The organism is Micromonospora sp. 15K316 (assembly GCF_004348525.1).
In the GTDB taxonomy this organism is placed as follows: Bacteria; Actinomycetota; Actinomycetes; order Mycobacteriales; family Micromonosporaceae; genus Micromonospora.
The window spans coordinates 1-11634 of sequence record NZ_SMKG01000189.1; the positions used below are offsets into that span (position 1 = coordinate 1).

Here is an 11634-nt window from a genome sequence, read left to right on the forward strand (position 1 = left end):
GCCCCCGCGTCCCGGCCGGCTCGGTAGCCCTGGCCGGCCCGTACGCCGGGATCTATCCGGGCCCGTCCCCGGGTGGGTGGCTGCTGGTCGGCCGGACCGGGCTGCCGCTCTTCGACGTCACCGCCGACCCGCCGACCCGGCTCACCCCCGGCACCCACGTCCGGCTGGTGCCGGCATGACCGGCGAACTCGTCGTACTCCGGGCCGGGGCGCTCACCACCGTGCAGGACCTCGGCCGACCCGGCTACGCACATCTCGGCGTGCCCCGCTCCGGCGCGCTCGACCCCGCCGCGCTCCGGCTCGCCAACCGGCTGGTCGGCAACCCCGAGGGCGCGGCCGGGCTGGAGATCACCGTGACCGGCTGCGCGCTGCGGCTCACCCGGGCGGCCACCGTCGCGGTAACCGGCGCCGCCGCGGAGATCCGCGTCGGGTCCCGCCCCGGCGACACCGGTCGGCCGCTCTCCGTACCGGCCGGGGCGCTGCTGCGGATCGGCCCCGCCCGCGGCGGCGTACGCAACTGGCTGGCCGCCTGCGGCGGGATCGACCTGCCGCCCGTGCTGGGCAGCCGGGCCACCGACACCCTCTCCGGGCTCGGCCCGCCGCCGCTGCGCGACGGTGACCGGTTGCCCCTCGGCACACCGACCGGGCCGCCCGCGCCGGTCGACCTGACCGTCGGCCCGCCGACCCGCGACGAGCTGCGGATCGCCGTACGCCTCGGCCCGCGCGACGACTGGTTCACCCCGGCGGCGCTGGACCGGCTCTTCGGCACGGCGTACACGGTGAGCCCGCTGAGCAACCGGGTCGGGGCGCGACTCGTGGGCGCGCCGCTGCCCCGTGCGGTCGCCGGGGAACTGCCCAGCGAGGGGATCGTGCTCGGCGCCGTGCAGGTCCCGGCGGACGGCCAACCGCTGATCTTCCTGGCCGACCATCCGACGACCGGCGGGTACCCGGTCGTCGGGGTGGTGGCCGACGTGACCCCGCTCGCGCAGGCCCGTCCAGGCACTACCGTCAGGTTTCATGGACCTCAACGCTGACCTCGGCGAGGGATTCGGCATCTGGCGGCTCGGCGACGACGACGCGCTGCTGAGCCTGATCACCTCGGCGAACGTCGCCTGCGGCTTCCACGGCGGCGACGCGCCCACCATGCGCCGGGTCTGCGAACAGGCCGCCCGACGCGAGGTTGCCGTCGGCGCGCAGGTCGGCTACCGGGACCTGGCCGGGTTCGGCCGGCGGCACATCGCGTACGACTTCGCGGAGCTGCGCGACGAGGTGATCTACCAGCTCGGCGCGTTGGACGGGTTCTGCCGGCTCTTCGGGACCCGGGTGCGCTACCTGAAGCCGCACGGGGCGCTCTACCACGCGGCGACGTGCGACGAGAAGGAGGCGGCGGCGCTGGTGGCGGCGGTCGACGAGTACGACCACCGGCTGCCGTTGCTCTGCCAGCCCGGTTCGGTGCTCGCCCAGCTGGCCGTCGGCGCCGGGCTGCGGGTCGTCGCCGAGGGCTTCGCCGACCGTGGCTACCTGCCCAACGGCACCCTCGTGCCGCGCAGCGCACCCGGCGCACTGGTCACCGACCCCGAGCAGGTCGCCGAACGGGCCGTCCGGATGGCCACCGAGCGGACCGTGGTGGCCGTCGACGGCACCGTCGTGCCCTGCCCGGTCGAGTCGATCTGCCTGCACGGCGACACTCCCGGCGCGGTCGCCTCGGCGGAGATGGTTCGTGCCGCGCTGATCGACGCGGGGGTCGCGCTCACGCCCTTCACGGCCTGAGCGCGGGAGCCCCTACCCGGGGCCCCGCAGCGGCTCAGGCGTCCAGGCCGCGCAGCACCAGCGGCAACCGGGCCGCGCCGCTCTCCACCACCCGGACCGGTACGCCCCAGTCCTGCCGGGTCAGGTGGCAGGCGGCGTGCTCGACGTCGACGTCGCAGGTGGCCGCCTGGGCGGTCACCTGGAGCACGCCACCGGTCACCTCGCCGTTGACCACCAGCCGCCGGGACAGCTCCGTGCTCGTCCCCGCTCCCTCGACGAGCAGCTCGGGCGGGGAGGCGGAGATCACCAGTCGGGTGGACGGACCGTACGTCTCGTCGAGCTTCTGCCCCGGCGCGGGGGTGAAGATGATGTCCAACGTCAGCTCGCCGGGCGTGACGTCCGTCGGCTTGCGCTCGGCGCGGTGCCGGGGCCCGTCCACCGTGTTCGCGCCGGCTGCGGAGAGCGCGCCGGGGGCCAGCCGGGTGAGCCGGTGCGCGGCGGACTCGACCACCAGCACCTCGCCCTCGCCGGTGACCACCAGGTCGCTCGGCTCGGCCAGGCCGTCGGTGACGGTGGAGACCTGGTCGGTCGCCGGGTCGAACCGCCGGACCGCGCCGTTGTACGTGTCCGCGATCAGCACCGAGCCGTCCGGCAGCGCGCACACGCCCAGCGGGTGCTGGAGCAGCGCCGACGCGGCCGGCCCGTCGACGTGGCCGAAGTCGAAGAGCCCCTGCCCGACCGCAGTGCCCATGACGCCGTTCTGCACGTACCGGATCGCGCTGGTCTCGCTGTCGGCGATCCAGAGGCGGGCGCCGTCGGCGGAGACGGAGAGGCCGGACGGCTGGGCCATCCACGCCTCGGCCAGCGGGCCGTCGCGCAACGCCTCGACCGTCGTGCCGGCGTACATGCCGGCGGTCCGCTTGATCGGGTCGAACCACCACAGCTGGTGGATGCCGGCCATCGCGATGACGACCTTGTCGTCGTACCAGGCGAGGTCCCAGGGGGAGGAGAGGTCGACCGAGAGCGCGTCGTGCGAGTGGTCGTCGACCGTCGAGCGCCACTGCCGCCCCGTGCCGGCGATCGTGACCACCTCGCCGGTCGACAGGCGTACGCCGCGGAGCAGATGGTTGACGGTGTCCGCGACGACCAGGTCGTAGCCCGCGACCTCGGCCACCTGCTCGGGCAGCAGGCAGAGCCCCTGCGGCTCGGAGAACGCGGCGACCTCGGCTGGGCCGTCGGTCCGCCCCCGGTCCCCCGAGCCGATCCGGCGTACCAGCGTCTCGCCGTCGGGCGCGAGCTCGGCCAGCGAGTGCCGGGCCGAGTCGGAGACGAGCAGGTTGCCTCCGTCCAGCAGCACGGCCTTGCCGGGGAAGCGCAGCGTGGTCTCCGGCTCGGCGGGCGGGACGTACGGGCCGTCCCCCCGGTGCAGGGTGCCCTTCGCCTCGTGGACGGCGATCAGCTCGTCGATCAGCCGGGCCAGGCCCTCGGCGTGCCCCTCACCGGCCATGGTGGCCACCACGTACCCCTCGGGGTCGATCACCGAGAGGGTCGGCCAGGCGCGCGCCGCGTACTGCTGCCACATGTCCATCTCGGGGTCGTCGAGCACCGGGTGGTGCACCCCGTACCGCTCGACCGCCGCCGCGAGCGCGTCGGCGTCCTTCTCGTGCTCGAACTTCGGCGAGTGGATGCCGATCACCACGAGCACGTCGCCGTACTTCTCCTCGAGCGGCCGCAGCTCGTCGAGCACGTGCAGGCAGTTGATGCAGCAGAAGGTCCAGAAGTCGGCCAGAACGATCTTGCCGCGGAGGTCGGCGAGGGTGAGGTCGCGGCCGCCGGTGTTCAACCAGCCCCGACCGCGCAGCTCGGGAGCCCGTACTCGTGCGCTCATGCGTCCAGTCTGCCGGACCCGGCCGTCCCCGCCCGGCGGTACCCCGCGCGGGCTCGATCACACCGCTGCGGCGGTCAAGACACGACGACGGGGGCCACGGCAGACCGTGGCCCCCGTCGCGGCGGCTACTGGCCGGCGGCGGCCGGCTTCAGGCAGAGCACCCGGTTCGGCCCGTCACCCTGCAGTACGACGTGCGGCAGGCTCGGGTCGCCGCACTTGTCCTTGTTGTCGACCTTCGAGACCACGGTGAACGCCTCCGCCTCACCGCAGTCGGCCGCGACGGCGGTCTCCCCGGATTTCTTCACGCAGGTGCCGACGGCCGGGTCGAAGGACGGGGCCTGATCGCCGCCGACCTTACCGAGCAGGAAGAGCAGGCCGAGCGGCACGGCCAGGATGAGCACCGCGGCGGTCAGCACCGCGGCCAGCACCCGACCGTTGCGGACCTTCGCCGGCGGCGGTTCGGACTTCGGCTCCGCGTCCGGCTTGAACGCGTCGAACCGGCTCTGGTCTGCCTCCGGCGCACCCGGCGTCCAGTTGGGGGCGGCGTGCTGCTCCGCCTCGTTCTGCCCCCAGGAGGGGACGGACCCCGGCTGGGCCGGACCGCCCTGACCCCAGGCGGGCACGGCCGGCTGCTGCGGGGGCGGCGGGAACGCGGACGGGAACGTGCTGGTGGGCGCCGGCTCGGTGTCGGGCAACGCCGGCGGCCCGTAGCCTGCGACCGGGGGCATCCCGGGGTCGTGGGGCACCGGCGACCCGAACGGGTCGGCCGGTCGCTCGCCGGGGTGCGGCCGGTTCCCGTTGACCGGTCGGGTGTTGTTGGGCGCGTCGACGAAGGTCGGCACCCCCGGCGGGAACGCCGGTGGGGCCGGCGGACCCGAGCTCACCGGGGCGGGCTCGGCGTAGCCGTTCGGCGGGGCGGGAAGCTCCCGGTCGTCGAAGCGGGGCGCGGCCTCCGGCCGGGCGTCGGCCCCGTACCCGTCCGGCTGAGCCTGCTCCGGCTCGTCCGCCGGCTCCGGCCGGGCCGGGCGACCGTAGACGCGGGGCTGCGGAGTGGACCCGCCGTCGGGGCGCAGCGGCTGGTCGGCGGGGGGCAGCACCCGGCTGGCCAGCGGCACCGCGGCGCTCGCCGTGGTACGACCGGCCGCGCCGGACTCGGGCGAGGTGCGCGGCGCGGGCACCACCGGACCGGCCGGTGCCGGCGACTCGTCGGGGTGGGCCTCGGCAGCCCAGGCGGGCTGCTCCGGCGCGTAACCCTGCCCGGTCGCCTCGACGGGCGGCCAGTCGCCCCGCTCGCCCGTCGTCGCCTGTCCGGTCGCCGCGCCGTACGTGGCCGGTGCGGGCTGCCCCGCGGTTGCGCCGAACGGAGCCGGCGGCGGGAAGTCGGCGGCCGGTGCGTAGTCGGCCGGCGGCGTGGCAGCCAGACTCGCGCCCGGTACGCGCTGTTCCTGCGGAGGCAGCGGTACGACGTTCGCCGGGGAGATCCCTGGCGCGGGACCGGGCTGGTAGATCGGTGCGTCCTCGGCCCGCTCGGCGGGGCGGCTCGCGGCGTCGGCGTCGGTGTTGCCCCACGCCTCGCCGGGTGCCCACGGCTCCACCTCGGACACACCGGCCCGCTCGCCCGGATTGCGCTGCGGCAGGGCTCCCGCGCCGGGCACGCTGGCGCTGGCCCGCGCGGGCGTGCCAGTCGGCTCGGCCGGCCAGCCGCCGGAGCGGCCGGGGTCGGCCGGCGGCTCCTGCCAGCCGCCCGCCGGCGCGCTGTCCTGCGGCTGGTCCTGAGCCGGCGAGAGCATCCAGTCGGGCTGCTGCGGCTGGCTCTCCGGGGTGGCGCCCCAGTGCTGTGCGGCCTGGTCCGGCTGGCTCGGGGCACCCGCGCCCCACCCGCCGGAGTTGTCGGCCGGGCCGGTCGGGTTCGCGGTCCCCGCCGACCAGCCGGTGTCCTGCTGCGGGGGCCAGCCGCCGGCGTCGGTCGCCGCCGGCACCTGCGCGGCGCCGCGCACGGCCGGCTCGGCCTGCGCCCAGGCCGGCTGGTCGGTCTGCGGCGCGCCGTCGTTCCAGCCGTTCGCGGGTGTCGGCTGCCCCGGCTGGGCACCGCCGTCGGACCATCCGCCGTTGGCCGGGCCGGGCTGCGCCGGGGCGCCCCAGCCGGCGCCGGCCTGGTCGGTCTGCGGCGACGGGTCGCCCTGTTGCGGTGGAGTCCACCCGCCCGAGCGCGCCGGGTCGTCCTGCGGCCAGGCCTGCGGGGGCGCTGCTTGCGTCGGCACCTGGGCCGCGCCGCGGGCGGCCGGCTGGGACTGGGGCCAGGCGGGCTGCTCGGCCGCGCCGGTCCAGCCCTGGCCGGACTGCTCGGGCTGCCCACCCCAGGCCGGCTGGGGTGCGCCGGTCGCGGGCCATGGCGCGGGGTGTCCCGCGTCGGCCGCCGGCGGGGGCTGCGCCGCGCCCCAGGCGGCGGGCGGCTGATCGTTCTGGGCTGCCCAGCCGTGCGCGGTCGGATTGGGTCCTGCCGGTGGCGGGGGCGCCCAACCCAGGTCCGGGCCGGCGCCGTAGCCGTTCGCCGGCTGCGCCGGGCGGTCGCCGTACGGCGTCGGTCCGCCGGCGCCCGGCGGCACCTCGTCCGGCTCCTGGCCGGGGTGGTGCGGGCCCTCGGACGTCATCGGTGCGCCTCCTCATCACATGTCGGCCGCCGGTGCCGATCGGTCTCCTCGGCTTGGCTGCCGGCGTTGCCGGCATACCGGCCGTGCCGGGCTCCCCGCACCGTATCCGGTGTCCGTACGTGGCATCCGGGGAGCATCGGTCGTCACTCCACGTGCTCGGATGGTGTCGAGCTGCTCCTAGTCGGCTCGACCTGTCCCGAATCGGTGGCGACGACCGAAGCCCACCGTACCGGGCGCTGCGCCTAGGTGGAATCCCGGTGTCAATGGGTGTGAAACGCCGATGACCCGCCCGGTGCTACCGGGCGGGTCATCGATCTGGAGGAGGTGAGGAAAGGTCTGGTGCGTCAGCTCATGTGACGCTGGGCGATCGCGAGGAGCTCCTCGCGGACGGCCGGCGAGTTGGCGGAGCGCAGCGCGTGCTCGATGGCACGGGCGCGGCGGTTGGCGTCGCGGCGGGTCTTGATTCGCTCGATCATGCTCACGGTCGGTCTCTCCTCCGGCTATTCGGTTGTCAGCCCCTTGATGTCTCCATTAAACAGGAAGCAGGCGCAGACTTCCATCGATTCTTAGGTGAGCTGCGCCACGAGCCGAATAATCAAAGGTTTCCTCCGGTCTGCGCCGACGTTTCTGTCGCCCAACGGACACGGCCGGTGTGCCGGGCGTTAACCCGTGGCACACCGGCCGTGGCTGGTGGAGCGGACGGTCAGGTCCAGGCGAGCAGCGCCGCCTCCGGATCGGAGAGGAAGTCCCCGATGTCCCGGAGGAACTTCGACCCGAGCTCACCGTCGATGATCCGGTGGTCGAAGGAGAGACCGAGCGTGGTGACCTGGCGTGGACGCACCTTGCCCTTGTGGACCCAGGGCATCTCCCGGATCGCGCCGAAGGCCAGGATCGCCGACTCGCCCGGAGGCAGGATCGGCGTCCCGCTGTCGACGCCGAACACCCCGACGTTGGTGATGGTCAGGGTGCCGCCGGACATGTCCGCCGGCGTGGTGCGGCCGGCCTTGGCCGTCTGCACCAGGTCGGTCAGCGCGTCGGCCAGCTCGCGCAGCGTGAGCCGCCCGGCGTCCTTGACGTTCGGCACGATCAGCCCGCGCTCCGTCGCCGCGGCGATGCCCAGGTTGACGTACTCCTTGACGACGATCTCGTCGCCGGCCCAGGTGGAGTTGACCATCGGGTGCCGCTTCACCGCGAGCAGCACGGCCTTCGCCACCAGCAGCAGCGGCGAGATCCGCACCTCACGCCACTCCCGGCGGCCGCGCAGCCGGTCGAGCGCCTTCATGGCCCGGGTCACGTCGACGGTCAGGAACTCCGTCACGTGCGGGGCGGTGAAGGCCGACCGGGACATGTTCTCGGCGGTGAGCTTGCGTACCCCCTTGACCGGGATGCGCTGCTCGCGGTCCGCGCCGAAGCTCGCCGCCGCGGTGGCGGTCGTGGCGACCGACTCCGGCTCGGCGACGGCGCCGGCGGCGGCCCGCTGGACGTCCTCCCGGGTGACCGAGCCCAGCGGGCCCGAACCGGTGAGCGCGCGGAGGTCGACGCCGAGATCCCGGGCCAGCTTGCGCACCGGCGGCTTGGCCAGCACCCCGGTCGCCGGACCCGCCGCGTGGCCGTTGGGCACGGGAACGGCCCGCGCCGGGGCGACCTGCGCCGGAACCGCCGGGGCCGTGGTGGCCTGCGCCGGGATCGCCGGAGCGGCGCCCGCCTGCGCCGGCACGGCACCCTTGCGCGGCCGGCGCTTCGCCGTGGTGGTACGCGGGCCGTAGCCGACCAGCACCGCCGTCCGGCCACCCGGTGCCGGGCCGCCGATCAGGCCCGGCTCGACCGCGCCCTCAGCCGGTGCCACCTCGACCGCGGCCAGCGAGGCCGCCGACGGGGTGGGCAGGTCACCGCCCGCCGACGGTGCCTGCGGGTCGTCCAGCGGGCCGGCGTCCGGGTCGGTGTCGATCGAGATGATCGGGGAGCCGACCTCGACGGTGGTGCCCTCCGGGTGGAAGATCGCCTGGACCCGGCCGGCCCACTTCGCCGGGATCTCCACGGCCGCCTTGGCCGTCTCGACCTCGACGATCGGCTGGTTAAGCTCGATGATGTCGTCGACCTTGACGAGCCAGCTGAGGATCTCGCCCTCGGTGAGGCCCTCGCCCAGGTCGGGCAGGTTGAACGTCTTGACTCGGGACATGTCGTTCACCAGCCGAAGGAGCGGTCGACGGCGTCGAGCACCCGGTCGAGGTCGGGCAGGTACTCCTCCTCCACCCGGGCGGCCGGGTAGGGGGTGTCGAAGCCGGTCACCCGCAGCACCGGAGCCTCCAGGGAGTAGAAGCACTCCTCGGTGATCCGGGCCGCGATCTCCGCGCCGAGGCCGACATTGGACGGCGCCTCGTGCACCACCACGGCCCGGCCGGTGCGGCGGACCGAGTCGTACACGATGCCCAGGTCCAGCGGGGAGATCGAGCGCAGGTCGATGACCTCCAGCTCACGCCCGTCCTCGGCGGCGGCGGTCGCCGCCTCCAGACAGGTCCGCACCATCGGGCCGTACGCCAGCAACGTCGCGTCGGTGCCGGGGCGGGCGACCCGCGAGGCGTGCAGCGGGTACGCGTCGGCCAGCGGAGCGTCCAGGTCGACCGGACCCTTCTCCCAGTAGCGGCGCTTCGGCTCCAGGAAGACGATCGGGTCGTCCGAGGCGATCGCCTGCTGGATCATCACGTAGGCGTCCTGCGGGTTGGCGCAGGAGACCACCTTCAGGCCGGGGGTGTGCGAGAAGTACGCCTCGGGCGACTCGGAGTGGTGCTCCACCGCGCCGATGCCGCCGCCGAACGGAATCCGGATCACCATCGGGATCCGCAACTTGCCGCCCGAGCGGTAGTGCATCTTCGCCACCTGCGACACGATCTGGTCGTACGCGGGGTAGACGAAGCCGTCGAACTGGATCTCGCAGACCGGCCGGAAGCCGCGGATGGCGAGGCCGACGGCGGTGCCGATGATGCCCGACTCGGCGAGCGGGGTGTCGATCACCCGCTGGTCGCCGAAGTCCTTCTGGAGCCCGTCGGTGATCCGGAAGACGCCGCCGAGCTTGCCGACGTCCTCGCCCATGATCACGACCTTGGGGTCGTTCTCCAGGGCCCGCCGCAGCCCGGTGTTGAGGGCCTTGCCGATGGAAAGCGTCTCAGTGGCCATCAGTGCGCGCTCCCCTCGAACGAGTCCATGTAGCGGTTGAACGTCGCGCGCTGCTCGTCCAGCAGCGGGGAACCGTTCGGGTAGACGTGGTCGAACATGGTGACCGGCTCCGGGTTCGGCATGGCCAGCACCCGCTCCCGCAGGTGCAGCGACTCGCGCCGGGCCTGCTCGTCGACCTCGGCGAAGAAGTCGTCGTCGACGAGCTGCTGCTTGGTCAGGAAGGCCTTCATCCGGGCGATCGGGTCCTTGGCCTGCCACGCCTCGACCTCGCTGGCGATCCGGTAGCGGGTCGGGTCGTCCGAGGTGGTGTGGGCGCCCATCCGGTAGGTGTACGCCTCGATGAGGCTCGGCCCCTGCCCGTGCCGGGCGTTGTCCAGCGCGGTACGGGTCACCGCGTACGACGCGAGCACGTCGTTGCCGTCCACCCGTACGCCGGGGAAGCCGAAGCCGGCCGCCCGCTGGTAGAGCGGGACCCGGGTCTGCCGCTCCAGCGGCTCCGAGATCGCGTACTGGTTGTTCTGGCAGAAGAAGACCAGGGGGGCGTTGAAGACGCTCGCCCAGACGAAGGCCTCGTTCACGTCACCCTGGCTGGTGGCGCCGTCGCCGAAGTAGGCGATCACGGCCTCGCCGTCGTCGCCGCCCATCCGGCCGTCCATGGTGACGCCCATGGCGTAGCCGGTGGCGTGCAGGGTCTGCGCCCCGATGACGATCGTGTACATGTTGAACTTGAACTCGTTCGGGTCCCAGCCACCCTGGTCGACGCCGCGGAAGAGACCGAGCGGCATGATCGGGTCGATGCCCCGGCAGTAGAGGACGCCGTGCTCCCGGTAGGTCGGGAAGGCCATGTCCTGCGTGCGCAGCGCGCGGCCGGAGCCGACCTGCGCCGCCTCCTGGCCCAGCAGGCTGGCCCAGAGGCCCAGCTCGCCCTGGCGCTGCAGGGCGGTGGCCTCGGCGTCCAGCTTCCGTACCAGCACCAGGTCGCGGTAGAGGCCGCGGTACTCGTCGTCGGTCAGGTCGGCGCGGTACACGGTGCCGTCCGGCCCGGTGACGCTGTCGATCCGCTCGCCCTCCGGGGTGAGCAGCTGTACCAGGTCCGGGTCCGCGCCCGCGGCCTTCCTGGAGCGGGGTGCGGCCCGCCTGCCGCGGGTGCTGACCCCGGGGTCGCCCTTTGCCATCCGTCTCTCCCTGTCATGTCTGCGTCGGCACCGGCTGGTCACCCGGCCGCGCAAATCCTGCGCCGGCCCGGCGGTGCCGGACCGGTCCTGGCGGCCGCGCCTAGCCCCGGTGGGGGTTGCCGCGCGGCGTGAGCCGGATTCAGTTGACCGAACCCGGATCGGGGAGCGCCGGCGTCCGCCGAACCTGCCGCGAGGGTGCGCGGAGGCCGCGGCTGCGTTGCCGTCGTGCTCCATATTCGCAGAGGAGGTGAGTGGCCCCACAGTACGCCCGGCCTGCTCGATCGGGCCCGGTCGCTTCGGGGGCTTTGTCAACATCGGCGCGTGGCGGGCCGGACGACGATCCGGTGATGGTTCGTCACCGTTCGGGTAGTTGCCCGGGTCGACACGCTGTAGGGGGCTGGCGCACGGAGCGTCACTGAGCCAGGCTGGTTCCCGCAGGATCGCCGTGATCGCGGCGGTTTGCGACCCTTCCCGGCCTGACCCACCGTGCCGGTCAGTCCACTGTCGACGCTGAGGAGGCGCTGGTGTCCGAGCCAGCCGACGGACCCGGTACGCCGCTGCTCGGGAGACACCGCGCGGTCAACGGTGGTTACCGGCGGGTGGTGGGTGCCCACCGCGCCCCCGGCTCCTCCGGTCCGTCCCGGGGCTACCTCTTCACCGTCGCGCTGCTGGCCGGCACGGCCTCGATGCCGATCCTCGCGGCGATCAGCACCGGCTCCGCCACGGTCGGCAGTACGGCGCTGCCGGACAGCAGCACCCCGTTCATCCCGACGCCCTCCGTCGGGCCGGTGGTCGTCCCGCTGCCGACCGCCAGCCAGCCGCCCGCCCGCCCGACGTCCAGCCCGTCGGCGGTGAGCGGCTGGTCGGCCGGCTTCCCGCCGGGCGGGCCCGACCGGTCGGAGCCGTCCCGGAACGGGCCGGACGAGGCCGGGGCGAGCTCGGAACCGACCCGGCGGCCCGCTCCACCGGCGACACGCCCCACCCCGACCGGCCCGCCG

Annotated in this window: 9 protein-coding genes and 1 pseudogene; 4 read left to right on the top strand and 6 right to left on the bottom strand. The window is 74.4% G+C overall.

Annotation, left to right across the window (positions count from 1 at the left end):
• The 3 genes from E1211_RS25360 to E1211_RS25370 form a co-directional block, all read left to right on the top strand.
• Window positions 1-179: carboxyltransferase domain-containing protein (locus E1211_RS25360; RefSeq protein ID WP_132351612.1), on the top strand; the 179-nt coding region annotated here is incomplete at its 5' end.
• Window positions 176-1033, top strand: a complete 858-nt coding sequence (locus tag E1211_RS25365) for a biotin-dependent carboxyltransferase family protein (RefSeq protein WP_132351614.1) — start codon at window positions 176-178, stop codon at window positions 1031-1033. The genes E1211_RS25360 and E1211_RS25365, both read left to right, overlap by 4 nt.
• Window positions 1017-1769 carry a LamB/YcsF family protein gene (locus E1211_RS25370; protein ID WP_132351616.1) on the top strand — a complete coding sequence of 251 codons (753 nt, stop codon included), beginning with the start codon at window positions 1017-1019 and terminating at the stop codon, window positions 1767-1769. Before E1211_RS25365 ends, E1211_RS25370 begins: the two co-directional genes overlap by 17 nt.
• 34 nt (window positions 1770-1803) lie before the next feature.
• Here the strand turns inward: E1211_RS25370 and E1211_RS25375 are convergent, their stop codons facing one another.
• The 6 genes from E1211_RS25375 to pdhA form a co-directional block, all read right to left on the bottom strand.
• Window positions 1804-3636: an NHL domain-containing thioredoxin family protein gene (locus tag E1211_RS25375; protein ID WP_132351618.1), complete on the bottom strand. Its 1833-nt coding sequence runs from the start codon at window positions 3634-3636 to the stop codon at window positions 1804-1806.
• A 125-nt stretch (window positions 3637-3761) separates the two neighbouring features.
• Window positions 3762-6287: a hypothetical protein gene (locus E1211_RS25380; RefSeq protein WP_132351620.1), complete on the bottom strand. Its 2526-nt coding sequence runs from the start codon at window positions 6285-6287 to the stop codon at window positions 3762-3764.
• A 344-nt stretch (window positions 6288-6631) separates the two neighbouring features.
• Window positions 6632-6769 carry a hypothetical protein gene (locus tag E1211_RS32715; protein ID WP_165947343.1) on the bottom strand — a complete coding sequence of 46 codons (138 nt, stop codon included), beginning with the start codon at window positions 6767-6769 and terminating at the stop codon, window positions 6632-6634.
• A gap of 221 nt (window positions 6770-6990) precedes the next feature.
• Window positions 6991-8466, bottom strand: coding sequence for a 2-oxo acid dehydrogenase subunit E2 (locus tag E1211_RS25385; protein WP_132351622.1), 1476 nt, complete (start codon window positions 8464-8466; stop codon window positions 6991-6993).
• Between the two features lie 5 nt (window positions 8467-8471).
• Complete coding sequence (locus E1211_RS25390) at window positions 8472-9461, bottom strand: alpha-ketoacid dehydrogenase subunit beta (protein WP_132351624.1); 990 nt, start codon at window positions 9459-9461, stop codon at window positions 8472-8474.
• Window positions 9461-10636 carry a pyruvate dehydrogenase (acetyl-transferring) E1 component subunit alpha gene (gene pdhA / locus E1211_RS25395; RefSeq protein WP_132351626.1) on the bottom strand — a complete coding sequence of 392 codons (1176 nt, stop codon included), beginning with the start codon at window positions 10634-10636 and terminating at the stop codon, window positions 9461-9463. The genes E1211_RS25390 and pdhA overlap by 1 nt, the downstream gene beginning before the upstream one ends.
• Window positions 10637-11160: 524 nt before the next feature.
• Between pdhA and E1211_RS32720 the strand changes: the two are divergent.
• Window positions 11161-11634 (top strand): annotated as a pseudogene (locus tag E1211_RS32720) (hypothetical protein); the annotation flags it as partial.